This window comes from Bradyrhizobium ottawaense (assembly GCF_900099825.1).
GTDB lineage: Bacteria > Pseudomonadota > Alphaproteobacteria > Rhizobiales > Xanthobacteraceae > Bradyrhizobium > Bradyrhizobium ottawaense_A.
This window is the reverse complement of the sequence record NZ_LT629693.1, coordinates 2,658,094-2,675,314: the sequence shown is the minus strand read 5'-3', so window position 1 is coordinate 2,675,314 and position 17,221 is coordinate 2,658,094. Positions and strand designations below refer to the sequence as shown.

The following is a 17,221-nucleotide window of genomic DNA, read 5'->3' as shown; positions in this document are numbered from 1 at the left end:
AACCTCTACAACATCACCAAAAAAAGAAGGCCGCCCGGAGGCGGCCTTCGATCTGTTTAGCAGGATCTGGGAGGGGCTTAGAAGCCCATGCCGCCCATTCCACCCATGCCGCCGCCACCACCGCCGGGCATCGCCGGAGCCGGCTCCTTCGGCAGTTCGGCGACCATGGCTTCGGTCGTCACCAACAGGCCGGCCACCGAAGCGGCGTCCTGCAGGGCGGTACGCACCACCTTGGCCGGGTCGATGATGCCCTTCTCGACCATGTCGACATAGGTTTCGGTCTGCGCATCGAAGCCGAAGGTCTCGGACTTGTTCTCGAGGATCTTGCCGACCACGATCGAGCCTTCGACACCGGCATTCTCGGAGATCTGACGGATCGGGGCTTCCAGCGCCTTCAGCACGATGTTGATGCCGGCCTGGACGTCCGAGTTGTCGTTCTGGATACGGCCGACCGCCTTCTTGGCGCGCAGCAGCGCCACGCCGCCGCCCGGCACGATGCCTTCCTGGACCGCCGCGCGGGTCGCGTTGAGGGCGTCCTCGACACGGTCCTTCTTTTCCTTGACCTCGATCTCGGTCGCGCCGCCGACGCGAATGATCGCGACGCCGCCGGCGAGCTTGGCCAGGCGCTCCTGCAGCTTCTCGCGGTCGTAGTCCGAGGTGGTTTCCTCGATCTGCGACTTGATCTGCTGGACGCGGGCCTCGATGTCCTTCTTCTTGCCGGCGCCCTTGACGATGGTGGTGTTCTCCTTGTCGATCACCACCTTGCCGGCGCGGCCGAGCATGTTGACGGTGACGCTTTCGAGCTTCATGCCGAGCTCCTCGGAGATCAGCTGACCGCCGGTCAGGATCGCGATGTCTTCCAGCATCGCCTTGCGGCGATCGCCGAAGCCCGGCGCCTTGACGGCGGCAACCTTGAGCCCGCCACGCAGGCGGTTGACCACCAGGGTGGCCAGCGCCTCGCCTTCGACGTCCTCGGCGATGATCAGCAGCGGACGGCCGGACTGCACCACGGCTTCCAGCACCGGCAGCATCGACTGCAGGCCGGAGAGCTTCTTCTCATGCAGCAGCACGTAGACGTCTTCGAGCTCGGCGGTCATCTTCTCGGCATTGGTGACGAAGTAGGGCGAGAGATAGCCGCGATCGAACTTCATGCCCTCGACGATGTCGACTTCGGTATCGAGCGACTTGTTTTCCTCGACCGTGATGACGCCTTCATTGCCGACCTTCTGCATCGCCTGTGCGATCATCTTGCCGATGGCGGCATCGCCGTTGGCCGAGATGGTACCGACCTGGGCGACCTCGGAGGAGGCCGCAACCGGCTTGGCGCGCTTCTCGATGTCCTTGATGACGGCTGACACCGCGATGTCGATGCCGCGCTTGAGGTCCATCGGGTTCATGCCGGCCGCGACCGACTTGGCACCTTCGCGCACGATCGCCTGCGCCAGTACGGTGGCCGTCGTGGTGCCGTCGCCGGCGGTGTCGTTGGTCTTGGAGGCGACTTCGCGCAGCATCTGCGCGCCCATGTTCTCGAACTTGTCTTCGAGCTCGATTTCCTTGGCGACGGTGACGCCGTCCTTGGTGATGCGCGGGGCACCGAAGCTCTTTTCGATCACGACATTGCGGCCCTTCGGGCCGAGCGTCACCTTGACCGCGTTGGCGAGGATATCGACGCCGCGCAGCATGCGATCACGGGCGTCTCCGGAAAATTTAACGTCTTTGGCAGCCATTTGAATTGCTCCTTGGAATGAACCTCATCCCGGCACAACGGCTCCGCCGTTGTTGCCTGAGGAGCGGGCCTTGGCCCGCGTCTCGAAGGATGAGCTGGTGTGACGTTCACCCTTCGAGACGGCAGCTTCGCTGCCTCCTCAGGGTGAGGGCAGCGTGCGTCAGTTCAGCACGCCCATGATGTCCGACTCCTTCATGATCAGGAGTTCTTCGCCATCGAGCTTGACCTCGGTGCCCGACCATTTGCCGAACAGCACGCGGTCGCCGACCTTGAGGTCGATCGGGATCAGCTTGCCGGCCTCGTCGCGACCGCCGGGACCGACCGCCGTGACTTCGCCCTGCGAGGGCTTTTCCTTGGCGCTGTCGGGAATGATGATGCCGCCCTTGGTCTTCTCTTCGGCATCGATACGCTTGACCACGACGCGGTCATGCAGCGGACGGAATTTGGACTTCGACATGAGGTTTCCTCTTCATTCCTCTGGGAGGCTCGGTTAGATCTGGTTGCCATCGAAATGGCCGGGAATGCCGGCTGTTCGAACCCATCCCGGGCGGGACGGCGGGTCCCCTTAGCAATCGTTGCATTTGAGTGCTAATTGTGGCCCGGGGAATATGGCTTGGCGGGGTTCCTGTCAAGCAAGGGAGCCACGGCGAGGCCGGGGGAGCCAAGGGAGCCAAGTTCCGAAAACGGTTAAGGCCTTGGTGAGGCCAATATAGGATGCTCCCTGAGAAACCAAATCGGAATGGTGGCGTAGTTAAAGAGACGTCATTGCTCCGGCAGGCGTTTTACGGTTGGCTGCGCGGGATGGGCGGCTCAGGATTGGTCGGGGGAATGCAATGATCAGGTCAGGTAATGCGCGTACGGTTGCCAATCTGGCGATTGCCTCGGCGCTGACGGTTTTCCTCGCGGGGTGCGGCAGCATGAGCCTGCCGTCGCTGTCGTCGAATTCATCGCCCGAGCCGTCGGAGCCCGGGGTAGCCCCCGAAATGCCGGCCTCGATCCGCGCCGACGAGATCGTCGGCCGCTGGGGTCTCGCCTCGTTCCAGAATCCCGCCGATCGCGCCAGGACCGAAGCCGCGGCGAGGGGACAGTGCAAGCAGCCTTACGTGATCGGCGCCGGGCAATCCGGCGGCGTGGTGATGCATCTGGCCGACCAGGCGACACCGCAGGAACTTCGCCTCAAGGGCAGTCCGAGCGGTAAGAACTATATCGGCCCGCCCGGACCGACCCCCGGCGAGCAGGACCGCGAGATCGTGTCGTTCGACGGCCGCGTGCTGGTCACCCGCTTCATCGACAAGGACGCCGCGGTCCGTTACGGCAACATGGTCTATGTGCGCTGCGCGCCGCGGGCGTGAGCGCTTAAGAAAACTTAAACCTCGCTGCAACAAAAAACGCCGGCATCGCTGCCGGCGTTTTTCGTTTCGGATGCCGTCGCCGGGTGTCGCCACCCGGCGGAGCAAAATCTCAATCGAACAAGGCGTCGATGTCGTCCTGCGAGGCGTGGCCGACGTCGCCTTCCAGCTTCGGGCCGTTGAGCAGCTTGGCGTCGCCTTCGCGGGTGTCGACGATCGGCGTGGCGTGGGCCTTGATCGCGTCGACGCCGCCCCAGATCTCCATCATCGCATTGATGTGATTTTCGATGAACTTCATCGTCGTCATCACCTTGCTGATGCGCTGGCCGGTGAGATCCTGGAAGTTGCAGGCCTCGAAGATCGAGATCACGCGTTCCTGGATTTCCTCGGCCAGCAGCTTCTGCTGGTCCGGCGAGATGTTCTTCGACAGCGCGCTGGCGGCCTGGTCGATCGCCTCGGTGGCCTCGAGAATCTGCTGGGTGGCTTCTTCGGTGCCGCCGACGACGGCGCCGAGCTCACCGTTGACCTTGGCCATTTCCTCGCCGTCGAAGCTGCGGCCATGCAGCGTGGCAATTTCGCGCTTGGTGCGGTTGATGGCGTCGTGGATAAGGTCGAGCTCGACCTTGAGCTTCTCGCACTGCTCGATCTGGGCGCGATAGGTTTCCAGAAGCGAATGCGCCTCGGCCACTTCGCGCGCGACGCTGGCTTCCGCGGTTTCGGTGACGGCCGAGCGATGGTGACCGCCGCCGGCGGCCATCTGGGCGCGGATCGAGCGCAACTCGGACATGATCTCGCGATGCATCGGGCCGATGTCGCCGCCTTCGGCAGCTGCGGTCATGGGCGCGTTGCCCAGAATGGCTTCTTCGATACGAAAACGTTTGCGACTAACCGACATGAGTTTTTCCCACCCCTTCAATTCCCGTGTTTTAGACCGATGCGATTTAACGTCAGGTTCACGCGGGAACACACGCCGGGATGCGTTTTGCGAAGGCGCAAACCAGTGATTAACCATGGAGGGTCCGCGTTCACCCAAAATAAACGCTATCGGACAAATCAGCGCCCGGTTGGCGACGTGGTGAATCGAAACGCCGTAGCCGTTTACCAAACCGATTAGGTTTTCGTTTGTATTGATTGCGTGCGACGGCGCCGTGCAGACGCCGAAGTGAACCACAGTGACGAAACAGTAACGAGTACGTCGATGTCAAAAATCTCCCTTGCGCTCCTCGCGAGCGTGTCTTGCCTTTGCTTTGCCGATCAGGCCCAGGCGATTGACGCTTCGCCGCTTGCTGAACCCTCCGTCATCTACGCCCGCGAGCCCGCGCCGGCCGCGCCGGTTCGAATGGCCTCTGCCGAAAATTCGAATATGGGCGGCGGCTTCATTCAGTTCCTGTTCGGCGATGCGCCGCAGGGCGGGCGTTACCAGCAACAGCAGCCGATGTATCAACAGCAGCCGGACAACGGCTATGGCCGCCGTTCGCTGCTGCCGCCGATGGATCCGCAGCAGTCGATGCGCCCGCAGCAGCAGGAAGAGGCGGTCGACGACAGGCAGCGTTCGTTCGATCCGAAATACGAAAAGCAGGTGGTCGAGTATCACGGCAAGGAAGGCGCCGGCACCATCGTCGTCGATACGCCGAACAAATTCCTGTTCCTGGTGCAGGGCGACGGCAAGGCGCTGCGCTACGGCATCGGGGTCGGCCGTCCCGGCTTCACCTGGTCGGGCGTCAAGACCATCTCGGCGAAGAAGGAATGGCCGGCCTGGACACCGCCTTCGGAAATGTTGGCGCGCCGCCCGGACCTGCCGCGGCACATGGAAGGCGGCCCGGCAAATCCGCTCGGCGCGCGCGCGATGTATCTGGGGTCGACACTGTATCGCATCCACGGCTCCAACGAGCCCTGGACCATCGGCACCAACGTCTCTTCCGGCTGCATCCGGATGCGCAACGAGGACGTGATCGATCTGTACGGCCGCGTCGGCGTCGGCGCCAAGGTCATCGTGATCTAACATAGAGTTTCAAGCGAAGTGGATCCCGGTTCGCGTCAAGAAAACGCGTCAAAATAGAAATCCACTGTCAAGAATCAAAACGGCCGCCCGATCGGGCGGCCGTTTTTTCGTGTCAGGCCTGAGGTGACTCAGGCGAAATCGCTGTCACCGTCGCCGCCGTCGCCACCGTCGTCGTCATCGAAGCCGTCGGCGTCGTGATCGGTGTCGTCGTTCGAGGCCTGGTCGAACAGCCCGGCGCGCGAACCGTAGCTGTCGTCGGCGGCACGCTGGCCGGACGAGCCCGATGAGTTGATGTCATTGATCCCGGCGTCACGCGCCAGGTCGCTGCTCGACTGATCGCTCCACGGCTTCTGGTTGCCGCCGCCGCTGCCGAGCCCGGACGAATCGGCGAACGACTGCTGGTGGCCGCCGCCGCCCATCATCGAGCGGATGCTGCCGAGCAGCAGCGATCCGCCGACCACGCCGGCTGCGGCTGCCGCCGCGGTTCCGAGAAACGAGCCGCCACCGCCGCCGATCGCCGGCTGCTGTGCGCCATAGGGTTGGCCGTAGCCTTGAGGCTGGCCGTATTGCTGTCCGTATTGTTGTCCCGGCGCCTGGCTCTGCTGCATCACCTGACCGCTGTTCCATACCGGGCGGCCGCCGCCGATATCGGGCGCGCGGACATGCGGCACCGAGCCGGAACCTTGCGGCTGGCCCTGTCCGAAGATCGCGTCGCGCATCGAATCGAGGAAACCGCCGGACGGGGTGGGCTGACCGGTTTGCGTGGCTTCCAGTTCCTGGATGCGGTCATGGGCGCGCCTCAGCGCCTCGTCCTGCACGAGGGTGGTTTGCACCAGCGCATAGACCGCATTGGGCGCGGTGCGCAGGCCCTGCATGATCGCGGACATGGCCTCGGGGTCGCGCGGCGCGGTTTCGAGTTTGGCGAGCCGGTCGAAAAGATCGTCAATCAGTTGGCGTTCTTGCGGTGTCATGGCCTTCTCCTCGCGCCGAATGGGGATCGAAGCACGGGGATGATGTAGGCGGGGTTTGCGTCGCAAATAGTGGGTGGCCGAATTAAATTTTGGTATGCGACATCTCGACCGGCCGGTTTTCGTGAACCTTTTCAGGCAAGTACTTATCAGGCGAGTGTTACATTGTTCGCGGCCAGCAGCGGCGGGAATTGGTCGCCGGCCAGATACGCGTGTTCGGCTTCGCGCTGGCTGGTCAGCGGATCGAGGCTTTGCAGCGTCTCGTCGACAAAACCGGGATGACACATCACCAGGCCACCCTCCGGCAGCCCGTCAAGGAACTGCCGCATCAGCGCGCCGAAATCAGGTTGTGTCGAAAAATCATAGGCGCCGGCAAAGGCCGGGTTGAACGGCAGCCCGGCGCGGGCCGCCCGCTTGCGAAACTGCGAACTCAGGACGTCGAGCACCAGCGCCTTCGGCGTCGCCAGCCGTTGCGCCAGCGGCTGCATGCGACCGCCCTGGCGCACCCAGGCGCCGGGGGCCGCTTCCTTGACCGCGCGCAGAAACGCGTCGCGCGCTTGCGGAAACAACTGCGCATGCTGATGGCCGTCGACGAAGTCAGGCGCGCGGCCGAACAGATCCTTGAAGGCCGTGAGCTGCACCATCAGCTCACCGTAAATCATCTCGACATCGAGCCGCCGCAACAGGCCGGCGCGCAACAGCTTCGGAAAGGCCAGGAACATGCCGCCGTCGGTCGGGCGGAAATGCATCGTCAGCGGCCGGAACGGTGCGGTCAGCGTCGCATGCAGGCCGATCGCGCAGCGCGGGCTTTTGGCGGCGACCTGCTGCAAGGCTGTGACCTCGTCGCGGCCGATGGCGGCGCCGACCACCATCACCGATGTCGCATTGAGACGGCCGCGTTCGATCAGGTCGCGAATGGCGCGGTTAACGCCCTCGGCGAGGCCGTAATCGTCGGCGCACAGCCAGATCCGGCGCGGCGTCGCGGCGTCGTTCATTCGGCCGCGGTCCGCTCAGCAGTGCTGGTTGCCGTCTCGCTTTCAGCACGCTTCTCGGAATGTTCGGCGACGAAGTAGATCGGTCGCGCTTTCAGTTCCGACAGGATCTTGCCGATATACTCGCCGACGATGCCGATCATGATGAGCTGCACGCCGCCGATCGTCATCAGGCCGACCACCAGCGAGGGATAGCCGGGAACCGATTTGCCGGTGGTCCAGGTTTCCCAGAGGATCGAGAGCCCGAACAGGAACGCCACCGTCGCCAGCACCACGCCGGCGAGGCTGGCGAACCGCAGCGGCGCCACCGAGAACGAGGTCAGGCCTTCGATCGACAGGCCGATCAGCCGGCCCGGGCTGAAGGTGGTGACGCCATGCGCGCGCGGCGCCGGTTCGTAGTCGACGCGGATCTGGCGGAAGCCGATCCAGCTGGCCAGACCCTTGAAGAAACGGTTGCGCTCGGGAAGCTGCTTCAGCGCCGCCGCGGCGCGCGGCGACAGCAGACGGAAGTCGCCGGCGTCCTCGGGGATCTTCTGCCGTGCGCCCCAGTTGATCAGCGCGTAGAAGCCGTGCACCGCCTGGCGGCGCAGGAACGATTCATTGTCGCGATTCGCCTTCGCGGTATAGACCACGTCGTAGCCGTCATCGATCCAGTGCGCGACGAGTTTCTCGACCAGGTCCGGCGAATGCTGGCCGTCGCCGTCCATGAACAGCACCGCGCCGCGGCGGACATGGTCCAGTCCGGCCATCAGGGCGGCTTCCTTGCCGAAATTGCGCGACAGCGACACCACCTGGACGTCGAGCGCCTCGGCCTTGAGCCCGCGCGCGATCGACAGCGTCGCGTCGGCGCTGCCGTCGTCGACATAGACGACCTCGCAGCCGAGCCGGTAACGGCCGTGCAGCGTCCTGGCGAGCCCGATCAGCCGCTCGTGCAGTGCAGCAAGGCCTGCGGCCTCGTTATAGAGGGGCACGACGATCGACAGTCCCTGCGCCGCAGCGGCGGCCGAGGTGGCGGACAGGCCGGAAACGTCAGAGCCCAGCATCATCGATCAGGTTCCAAATTCCATCATCGTAACAGCATATGTTACTCGCCGGCGGCTGTCGCAACGATGAACGAAACGAGAGGCCGGCCCGGCTTATTGCCGCAGGAACGCCTCGAGCCGGGCGAATAGCGGGTTCTCGCGGTCGAGCACATAATCGAGCGAGGCCACCGACACCGTGTCGGCGCCGTGCTCGCGCAGGAAACTGCCGAGCGCGTAGATCTGCATCGGCGGGCAGTGCAGCGTCAGCATGCCCGACGAGGTCGGTCCGCCGAACGGCGCCACCACGCCGAAGCGGTTATGGGCTTCGGCCAGCAGCGTATCGTTGCAGCCCGCGAAACGGGTGCGCACTTCGCGGTATTTGCTGGCGCGGGCGCGGGCGGCGATGTGATCGAGGATCACCCGCGCGGTCTCCCTGGCAGCCTTCGACCAGTCGGCGTCCCTGGAGGCGACCAGGTTGGCCTGGCTGCGCAGGATCACGCCGTCGTCGAGCACCTTGAGCCCGTTGGCGGCCAGCGTCGCGCCGGTGGTGGTGATGTCGACGATCATCTCGGCGGTGCCGACGGCCGGCGCGCCTTCAGTGGCGCCGGCGCTCTCGATGATGCGGTAATCGACCACGCCATGGGCGGCGAAGAAGTTGCGGGTCAGGTTGATGTACTTGGTCGCGACCCGCATCCGCCGGTTATGCTGGGCGCGAAAGCCGGTGGTGACGTCGTCGAGGTCGGCCATGGTGCGGACGTCGATCCAGGCCTGCGGCACCGCGACCACGACATTGGCGCTGCCGAAACCGAGGCCGTCGATCAGCAGCACGCGCTTGTCGGCGTCGGCAATGCTCTCGCGCAGCAGGTCTTCGCCGGTGACGCCGAGATGCACCATGCCGCGCGCCAGTTGCGAGGCGATCTCGCTGGCCGACAGGTAGGCGATCTCGACATTGTCGAGGCCCGCGATGGTGCCGCGATAGTCGCGCGCGCCGCCGGGTTTGGCGAGGACAAGTCCTGCGCGGGCGAAGAAGGCTTCGGCGTTTTCCTGCAGGCGGCCTTTCGAAGGGACCGCGAGAACGAACGGCGCGGTCATGCGACGCTCCCTTGCACGCGAGGTTTGCCGAGTTGCGTCAGGGCCTCGATCCAGACCGAAAATCCGACCGCGGGTATCGGCGTCGCGGCGCCGAGCTGGGTCATCAACCCGTCATAGCGCCCGCCGGCTACCAGCGGCTCGATGCCGCCCCCTTTGGCGTGCAGTTCGAATTCGAAGCCGGTGTAGTAGTCGAGGCCGCGTCCGAACGAGGTCGAGAAGCGGGTCATTGATGTGTCGATGCCGCGCGCGGCCATGAAGCCGACGCGGCTTTCGAGCTGATCGATCGCCGCCGTCAGATCGAGTTTGGCGTCGGCGGCCAGCGCGCGCAGTTGGGCGACCGCTTCGTCCGGATCGCCTGATATCGCAAGGAAGCGCTTGATGATGCCGAGCGCGTCGCGCGGCAGGGCGCCGCCCTTTAGCGTCGACTGTTCGAGGAAGCGGTCGGCGATTTCGGAAACCGTGCGGCCGCCGACATTGGTGGTGCCGGCGATCGACATCAGGTCGGTCACCAGCGCCAGCGCCGCCTTGCGGTCGGAACCGGCCAGCGCCGCCAGCACGCCCTCATATTCGTTGCGGCCCGGTGCTGTCGAGAGCGTCAGCCGCTCGATGTCCTCGGTCAGGCTGAGCTTGCGGTTGAAGTCCTTCATCAGCCGTCGTCGCCAGACCGGGTAGAGGTTGAGCGCATCGATCAGCGCGATGAACATGGCGACATCGCCGGTACGCACTTCGACATCCTTCAATCCGAAGGCGGCGGTGGCTTCCAGCGCCAGCGCCAGCATTTCGGCGTCGGCGGCGGCGCGGTCCTGCCGGCCGAAGGATTCGATCCCGGCCTGCAGGAACTCGCTCGGCCGGCCGCCGCGATAGCGAAACACCGGCCCGAGATAGCTGAAGCCCATGGGTTCGCCGGCGCGGCCGGAGGCGAGATAGTCGCGCGCCACCGGAATGGTGAGGTCGGGCCGCAGGCAGAGTTCCTCGCCGCTGGGATCGGTGGTCAGGTAAAGGCTCTTGCGGATGTCCTCGCCGGAAAGGTCGAGGAACGGCTCGGCCGGCTGCAGGATCGCAGGCTCGGCCTGGACGTAGCCGGCCTGCGCAAACGACAACAGCAGCGCGTCCGCCCAGGCGGCGGACCCGGCAACCCCTCGGGCAGCGGCGGTTACGGTCATTTTGGCGTCCAAATACCCGGAAAACCGGGTTTTAAGTGCGGAATGGATTTGTTGGCGCAGGCCTTAGCATGGCCCGCGCGGGGTTTCGACAGGGATTGGGCAAGTCGCTTAATGACAAGTCGCTTAATGACAGGTGCCTTAACGGGTTAGGCCGGAACCGGCGATCCCGGCCCAGTCGCCCAGCGCAGCCTGCACCAGCGCCAGGGCGGCGACCCCTGCGGTATCGGCGCGCAGGATCCGGGGCCCCAGCGAGAGCCGCAGGGTTTTGGGCTGCCGCAGCAGCAACGCCCGCTCTTCCTCGGCAAACCCGCCCTCGGGCCCGATCAGGATGTCGATGCCTTCAGGGATGTCGATGCCGTCAGCCGCTGCCGCCTGTTGCAGCGCCTGCACCGGATTGGCCGTTTCGGCGGCCTCGTCGCAGAACACCAGAAGACGCGAAGGCCCGCGCTGGCCGAGATAGCGGTCGAGCGGCACCGGCTCGGCCACTTCAGCGAGGCTCAGGATGCCGCATTGTTCGGCCGCCTCGATCACATTGGCGCGCATCCGCTCGCTGTTGACCCGGGAGACCTGGGTGTGGCGGGTCAGCACCGGCTGCAGGGCTGAGGCTCCCATTTCGACCGCCTTCTGCACCATGTAGTCGAGCCGGGCATGCTTGAGCGGCGCGAACACATAGGCGATGTCGGGCAGGCGGTCCTGCGGCCGCGTCGGCGTCACGATGACCAGCGCATCGGGCCGCTTGCGCCCGGCAATCTGCGCCCGCCATTCGCCGTCGCGGCCGTTGAAGACCAGGATGTTATCGCCGGTGGCAAGCCGCAGCACATTGCCGAGGTAATTGCTCTGGTTGCGCTCCAGCGCCACCGTTTGCCCCGCCTGGAGGGGGGCATCGACGAACAGGCGAGGGGCGCTAAAATCGAATTCAGGCATTTGTGATCATCCAATCGGAGCGTCTTTTAACCGAAACGACCCGAATCAGGAGCAAATAGTGGCCTCCGATGTGGCCCTACGCCGCGCTGTTGCCCTATTCGACGGGTTGTTAAGGGCATCCAGCAATCGTAAAATGCAGTTATCGGAAATCGTGCTTCGATCGGAACACGAAAGACCCCCGCTGGATCTTGCCGGAGAAACATTTTTGATGATCCGCCGCCTCATTGTGCCGTTGACCGTGGCCGCCGTGACCATCTACGCCGGTCAAGCCTTCGCGCAGGGTGCATTTCCGGCTCCGCTGCCCAACGGCCAGATGGCACCGCCTGCCGCTTCGGCGCCGGCGAATGACGCAGCCTTCACCAGAGGCGCCGCACCGGTCGCCGGCCCAGGCTTCGGTGGCGCCGGGCCGCAGCCGCCCTCCGGGCCCGCGAGCGCCGATGTCTGCATGAAGGGTTTTGTTCCCTTGCGCGAAGAGGCGGAGAAACGCGGCAAGCTGATCAAGGCCGCGAGTGATCGCCATGCACCTCCGGATGAGGCCTGCAAGCTGATCCGCAATTTCGCCGCGGCCGAAGTCAAGATGATCAAATATGTCGAGGGCAACTCGGCGAAGTGCGGAATTCCGCCGCAGATCGCCGACCAGCTCAAGACCGGTCACGCGAACACCGAGAAGATGCAGAACCAAGTCTGCAACGTCGCGCAGCAGGCGGCAACCCAGCGGCCGGCCGGTCCCAGCCTCAGCGACGTGCTCGGCACGTCGGCGGCGCTGCCCGAGGCGCAAAGCGTGAAGAAGGGCGGCAGCACCTTCGATACGTTGAACGGCAACGTTCTGACGCGATGACCCGTACCTCAAAAATCTTGGCCCCAAAAACTTTGGCTCCAAAAACCTTGGTCCGATGAGCGACGCCACCACCCGCGTTGCCGATGCGACCGGCAACTGGGTCGATACGCGCGCGCCGTCCTGGTCGCGGCCTTATTTGCGGCTCTCCCGTTTCGACCGCCCGATCGGATCCTGGCTGCTGCTGATGCCGTGCTGGTGGTCGGCAGCGCTCGCCGCGGGCGTCGCGCGGGACATCAGCCAGTTGGCGTCCGTGGTCGTGCTGTTCTTCATCGGCGCCTTCGTGATGCGCGGCGCCGGGTGCACCTGGAACGACATCACCGATCGCGATCTCGACGGCAAGGTCGAGCGGACGCGGTCGCGGCCGATCCCGGCAGGCCAGGTGAGCGTGCCGCAGGCCCTGGCCTTTCTGGTGCTGCAGGCCCTGATCGGGCTCGCGGTGCTGCTGCAGTTCAACCGCTTCGCGATCATGACCGGGATCGCGTCGCTGGTCATCGTCGCGGTCTATCCGTTCATGAAGCGCATCACCTGGTGGCCGCAGGTCGTGCTCGGCCTGGCGTTCTCCTGGGGCGCGCTGATGGGATTTGCGGTCACGCTCGGGCGGATTGATCTCACCGCGGTCGTGCTTTACGCGGGCTCGATCGCCTGGGTGATCGGCTACGACACCATCTATGCGCATCAGGACGCCGAGGACGACGCGCTGATCGGCATCAAGTCCACCGCGCGTCTGTTCGGCGCCCGCACCCACCGCGCGCTGGTCGTGTTCTACGCGCTCGCGGTGCTGCTGATCGGCGTGGCGCTATGGCTGGCCGGCGCGCGATGGCCGGCATGGGTCGGATTGGCTGCGTTCGCGGTTCATCTGGTCTGGCAGATCCGAAGGCTTGATATCGGCGATCCCGCTTTGTGCCTGCGCGTCTTCAAGTCCAACCGCGATGCCGGGCTGCTGCTGTTCGCAGGCTTGCTGGTGGATGCGGTGATGCGGGCGTGATAGCCGCATGCTCCCGTCATTGCGAGGAGCGATAGCGACGACTTGTCCGCCGTAGCTCAAAGAGCGAAGGCGGAAGCAATCCATGTCTCCCCGCGCGATGGGTTGCCTCGCGAAGTCTGTCATCGGGTGCGCGTATGCGCAGCCGGTGCCTGGCCGGGCGTGGACTCATTAGCGCGCAATCCGCCAATGTTCTGAATCTGCTTCCGCTGTTGGCGGCAGAGCGGACATGGCCGGATTTGCTGCTGGGGCGCCCGTGTAGCGAATGACCCCAACCGGACTTGATCAACATTGAGCCTTGTTCTTAATTGCACGGCAACGCCCCGATGGTAGGGCTGCTCACTGAGGAGAAAGAGCACATGCCACACTGGCTTCTCGCACCGGCTTGCCTGATCGCGCTGCTAGGGTTCATTGGCTATGCCTTTTATCAGGGAACAAGGGTCTCGCCGGATCGAAACAATACCAACTTTGGTCCTAGCAACAATGACGGTTGGACGGGCGGCTCTGACGGTCATTCCGGAAGTTAGAACCCCTAGCTAACCCGACGAATGCTTCTCCAAAGCCGCCGCGATCCTCTCCAGGGCGGCGTTCCTGTGCTGCATTTCGACGACCTCTTGCTCGCAAATCTCAATCAATGTTCGCCCGGACCATCGTCCGCGCGCATGCGTGCCTGTTCGGCAACAAAGCCAGAGCACCACGGCCAAAAAGACAACAATAGCGAGCCATGATAACGCCGGCCCCTGACTGAAGTCCGCGATGGAGCGGCGGAAATCGCCCTTGGACAGATACGCAATGGCGCGACGGCTGTATGCGTCGCTGTCTTTCGGATCGAGCGCGATCATCTGACCGTAGTCGGCGATGGCGCGGTCGAAGTCGCCCTTGGCTTGATACGCGTAGCCGCGGTTGAAGTAGGCGTCCCGGTATTTCGGATAGAGCGCGATCGCCTGACTACAGTCGGCGATGACACGGTCGAGATCAACCTTCGCCCTGTACACAAGGGAGCGGTTGTAGTAGGCGATCGCATATTTCGGATCGAGTGCGATCACCTGATCGTAGTCGGCGATGGCGTGATCAAGATCGCCTTTGGTCAAGTAGGCGTTGCCTCGGGCGGTGAGGACGACAATGTTGTTCGCATCCAGCTGGATACTGTCGGTATAGTCAGCGATGGCGCGGTCGTTGTCACCTTTGGCTTGATAGGCATAGCCGCGCTCGCCGTATCCGACCCGCTTGCCATAATCCGACAGCCCGCCTGCGAATGCCTGGTTGGCGTCCGCTATCGCCCGGTCGTAGTCGCGCCGTTGGTTGTAGATGCGCGACCGGTTGAGCAGTGAGCCGCCAGCTTTTGGGTCAATCCGGATCGCTTCGGTGTAGTCTTTGAAGGCGCGGTCGACGCGATCGGCGAGGCTTGTCCATGACCAAGAGTAGCCGCGCTGATGATACAAGTTGGACAGGTCTCGGTCATTGTAGTTTCCACTTTCGATCGCGCGTGTACAGGCGACGATGGTCGCGGCAACGGCTTCCTTCGATCCCCTCGAGCACTCCTGTCGATCGTCGGCTGCCGCTGGCCGGCTGACAGCAGCGGCCGTTGCGAATGCCAAAGCCACCAGCCAGACGTGCGCGGAAATCCCTGAACGCATACCCGCCTCCCCGCGACGCCAGTGTTCGAGCTAACCTGGAGACGGTTTTTCCAGAGCCGCGGCGATCCTCTCCAGCAATGCATTGGTGCGCCGGGATTCGGCGACCTGCTGCTCGTAGAGATCGACCCAACTAGTCCCGGATGATGAGCGCCGACTCGTGCGCGAGTACCACAGCCAGACGCCCACCAGCACCAAGAACGGCAACCAGGACACAATCACGCTAACCACCCAGGGCGGCGAACCACCGCTTGGCGCGTTGATGAACGTAAACCAAACCACGAGAGCACCGACGAGACTGATCCACAAAGCAACTAACAGAAACCGAAAGCGAGGCTTGGTCATTCCAGTCACGGTAGTTCCCTTTGGTTGGTCTAAGGAAGCATATGCTATCATTGGTTGATTGGCCTTCCCATGCCCTCGCGCATGCAGTCGTCGCAACGTGGTTAGCCGTTTCTTTGCGAGATACCCTGGCCACCGTGAAAAGCTCGCCGTCATGATGAAAGTGACAGTGCCATAGAGCTCAGCCTGCAGAGGCTTCGACCGCTCCGCCAGATCGTGCGCAGTTTGGTGCAAGTCCGGTTTTGGCACATAGCGTCGTTTCGCTGCGTTGCGGAACTTGGTCCGCTATCGGGGCATAACGGACTCCGGCGCGCCGTCAGCGCGACGAATTTATGATGGGTTCAAGGCCTAATCCAGCGACCTACTTTGTCTTCCGCGCCATGCACTGCTTCGCCTTCGCGCGCAACGACAAATGCGTGCGACAAAACAACGCGACGGGCAAATCACCAAAAGTCTGTCCAGCCCTTCGGATAAAAATATTCCGCTTCCTCCGTCGGGCAAATCAGATTTACGACTCCCGCCATCCTGTCCCATCAGAGCAACTGTGCTGAAGTAGACCGGTGATCGGCTGGCCTCAAGGCTGGCGCGAGGCGCGCCCCCGCCTTCGGCGGCTTACGGCCTTGACGCCGTCCGCTCCCCGGTCTGTTGGCTAGGCATGCGCTCGGTCGAGGACCGAGCGCGGTGAAGTGCGCTCGCTCAATTCAGTGCGTAACGGCTGGGATCCCATTTCTGCCGGCGTGCGATCATTGTGTTGAGGATGATGATCAGCTTTCGCATGCAGGCGACGAGCGCAACCTTCGGCTCCTTCCCCTTGGCAAGTAGCCGTTGATAGTAGGCCTTGAAGACAGGATTGTTCTGTGTGGCCGCGCCGAGGCACGGCATGTAGAGGGCGTTTCGGACCCAACGGCGGCCGCCCTTGATGTGGCGTTCGCCGCGGCGCTTTCCGCTATCATCGTCATAAGGGGCAACGCCTAACAACGCCGCGGCGATCTCGTCGCTCACTTGGCCAAGCTCCGGCATTCCAGCAATGAGGTTCGCTGAGCTCGTTTCGGCAAAGCCCGGCACGCTCTCGACGATCTCGGCGCGTTCGGCAAGATGAGGTGTGGCCCTGACCTGGGCCGAGATCGCGACTTCGAGCTTGGCAATTTCCTCGAGCAAGCTCTTCAAGATACGGGTCCGCGCTTTCCGAGCCTGTCCTGGTGCAGCATGCTCGTTTTGAGCTTCCAGTCGTATCTTGAGATCGACCAGATTGAGACGAGCTTTCACCAGCGCCTGCAGCTCTTCGCGCGCGGCATCGTGCACTTGGCCCGGCGCCTCGCTGAACGTCTCTGCGAACCAAGCGATCATCTCTGCATCAATCGTATCGTTCTTGGCCAGGCGTCCGGCCGACTGCGCAAAGCTGCGGACTCGCTTGGGGTCGACGATCCGTACGGCGATGCCGGCCAGACGGAGCACCTTCCCCCAATCGCGCTCATAGCCGCCGCTGGCCTCCATCACCGCCCTGTTCACCTTGTGCTTGCGAAGCCAGGCAACCAGCTTGCGATGACCCTGGGCAGTGCTCGGATACGTCTGCCGCAGCGCCAACTCGCGAATGCACGCATCGACCTTGTCCTTTGCTACATCGATGCCGACGACAACGAGACCATTTTGTGCCATCATCCACTCCCTTCCTTGCTCGGTACGGGCTCAACGGCCCTTGCAACTGTTCGGGTTGAGGAAGACACCGGAGCTGTCCCTCGCTCTCATACAGGCTCTGCCGCTTTGGGGCGTTACGGGCTCAGTTCCAGCAACGGGCGGTTCTGCTTCAACCGCCCGTTCGCACATTCTGCCAGTTTTTGCCGACACAAGGGGCGTTGGCCATCGTCGCGAACGAGGGGCAGGGAGCGATGGACGCGAAGGCTGCGACTGACGAGCGCTGCTGTTGCGTACAGCGAAATCGTTTGGGTCCGACGCCCCGGTGCTGGCGTCAAGTTGGCGGAAGCGAAAGCTTCCAATGATGATGGTGGCAAGAAAGCCGGTCACCAGGACGAAATCGTATAAGCCGTAAAGCCATTGCGCAGGGAAGGCCGGGTGTTCTCCGCTGAACCTGTATGCTCGTGTGCAGCATTTTCTAATCCACATCGCACGCGAGACCGCGGGTGCAGCGCGCACCCGGTCTTCCCTGCGCCCTCTGATTTCGAGAGGGCA

General features: G+C 63.7%; 16 protein-coding genes. 4 read left to right on the top strand and 12 right to left on the bottom strand.

Annotation, left to right across the window (positions count from 1 at the left end):
- Positions 1-77: 77 nt before the first annotated feature.
- Complete coding sequence (groL, locus tag BLR13_RS12490) at positions 78-1,727, bottom strand: chaperonin GroEL (RefSeq protein ID WP_074823758.1); 1,650 nt, start codon at positions 1,725-1,727, stop codon at positions 78-80.
- A 159-nt stretch (positions 1,728-1,886) separates the two neighbouring features.
- Complete coding sequence (locus BLR13_RS12485) at positions 1,887-2,183, bottom strand: co-chaperone GroES (RefSeq protein ID WP_074823760.1); 297 nt, start codon at positions 2,181-2,183, stop codon at positions 1,887-1,889.
- A 376-nt stretch (positions 2,184-2,559) separates the two neighbouring features.
- On the opposite strand from BLR13_RS12485, the gene BLR13_RS12480 reads away from it, so the two are divergent.
- Positions 2,560-3,078, top strand: coding sequence for a hypothetical protein (locus tag BLR13_RS12480; protein WP_074823761.1), 519 nt, complete (start codon positions 2,560-2,562; stop codon positions 3,076-3,078).
- Positions 3,079-3,187: 109 nt separating this feature from the next.
- Here the strand turns inward: BLR13_RS12480 and BLR13_RS12475 are convergent, their stop codons facing one another.
- Positions 3,188-3,970, bottom strand: coding sequence for a protein phosphatase CheZ (locus BLR13_RS12475; RefSeq protein ID WP_074823763.1), 783 nt, complete (start codon positions 3,968-3,970; stop codon positions 3,188-3,190).
- A 303-nt stretch (positions 3,971-4,273) separates the two neighbouring features.
- On the opposite strand from BLR13_RS12475, the gene BLR13_RS12470 reads away from it, so the two are divergent.
- Positions 4,274-5,077, top strand: coding sequence for a L,D-transpeptidase (locus BLR13_RS12470; RefSeq protein WP_074823764.1), 804 nt, complete (start codon positions 4,274-4,276; stop codon positions 5,075-5,077).
- A gap of 128 nt (positions 5,078-5,205) precedes the next feature.
- Here the strand turns inward: BLR13_RS12470 and BLR13_RS12465 are convergent, their stop codons facing one another.
- The 6 genes from BLR13_RS12465 to BLR13_RS12440 form a co-directional block, all read right to left on the bottom strand.
- Positions 5,206-6,048: a DUF2076 domain-containing protein gene (locus tag BLR13_RS12465; protein ID WP_074823767.1), complete on the bottom strand. Its 843-nt coding sequence runs from the start codon at positions 6,046-6,048 to the stop codon at positions 5,206-5,208.
- 146 nt (positions 6,049-6,194) lie between these two features.
- Complete coding sequence (locus tag BLR13_RS12460) at positions 6,195-7,040, bottom strand: ChbG/HpnK family deacetylase (RefSeq protein WP_074823768.1); 846 nt, start codon at positions 7,038-7,040, stop codon at positions 6,195-6,197.
- The gene (locus BLR13_RS12455; protein WP_074823771.1) at positions 7,037-8,083 is read right to left on the bottom strand and encodes a glycosyltransferase family 2 protein; all 1,047 of its coding nucleotides are present in this window, start codon (positions 8,081-8,083) and stop codon (positions 7,037-7,039) included. Before BLR13_RS12455 ends, BLR13_RS12460 begins: the two co-directional genes overlap by 4 nt.
- Before the next feature lie 90 nt (positions 8,084-8,173).
- On the bottom strand, positions 8,174-9,151 hold the full coding sequence (gene hisG, locus BLR13_RS12450) for an ATP phosphoribosyltransferase (protein ID WP_074823775.1): 978 nt from the start codon (positions 9,149-9,151) through the stop codon (positions 8,174-8,176).
- Entirely contained in the window at positions 9,148-10,314 is a 1,167-nt protein-coding gene (locus BLR13_RS12445) for an ATP phosphoribosyltransferase regulatory subunit (RefSeq protein WP_074831597.1), read from the bottom strand. The genes hisG and BLR13_RS12445 overlap by 4 nt, the downstream gene beginning before the upstream one ends.
- A gap of 138 nt (positions 10,315-10,452) precedes the next feature.
- Positions 10,453-11,238: a 16S rRNA (uracil(1498)-N(3))-methyltransferase gene (locus BLR13_RS12440; protein WP_074823779.1), complete on the bottom strand. Its 786-nt coding sequence runs from the start codon at positions 11,236-11,238 to the stop codon at positions 10,453-10,455.
- A gap of 208 nt (positions 11,239-11,446) precedes the next feature.
- Between BLR13_RS12440 and BLR13_RS12435 the strand changes: the two genes are divergently transcribed.
- Both BLR13_RS12435 and ubiA read left to right on the top strand, forming a co-directional pair.
- Positions 11,447-12,076 carry a hypothetical protein gene (locus BLR13_RS12435; RefSeq protein ID WP_074823782.1) on the top strand — a complete coding sequence of 210 codons (630 nt, stop codon included), beginning with the start codon at positions 11,447-11,449 and terminating at the stop codon, positions 12,074-12,076.
- Positions 12,077-12,131: 55 nt separating this feature from the next.
- Entirely contained in the window at positions 12,132-13,061 is a 930-nt protein-coding gene (ubiA, locus tag BLR13_RS12430) for a 4-hydroxybenzoate octaprenyltransferase (RefSeq protein WP_074823785.1), read from the top strand.
- A gap of 533 nt (positions 13,062-13,594) precedes the next feature.
- On the opposite strand, the gene BLR13_RS12425 is transcribed toward ubiA, so the two are convergent.
- The 3 genes from BLR13_RS12425 to BLR13_RS12415 form a co-directional block, all read right to left on the bottom strand.
- A complete protein-coding gene (locus BLR13_RS12425) occupies positions 13,595-14,695 on the bottom strand; it encodes a tetratricopeptide repeat protein (RefSeq protein ID WP_079586386.1) in 1,101 nt (366 codons plus the stop codon).
- A gap of 30 nt (positions 14,696-14,725) precedes the next feature.
- Complete coding sequence (locus BLR13_RS12420; RefSeq protein ID WP_244525163.1) at positions 14,726-15,037, bottom strand: hypothetical protein; 312 nt, start codon at positions 15,035-15,037, stop codon at positions 14,726-14,728.
- Positions 15,038-15,730: 693 nt separating this feature from the next.
- Entirely contained in the window at positions 15,731-16,693 is a 963-nt protein-coding gene (locus BLR13_RS12415; protein ID WP_091976312.1) for an IS110 family transposase, read from the bottom strand.
- Positions 16,694-17,221 lie beyond the last annotated feature (528 nt).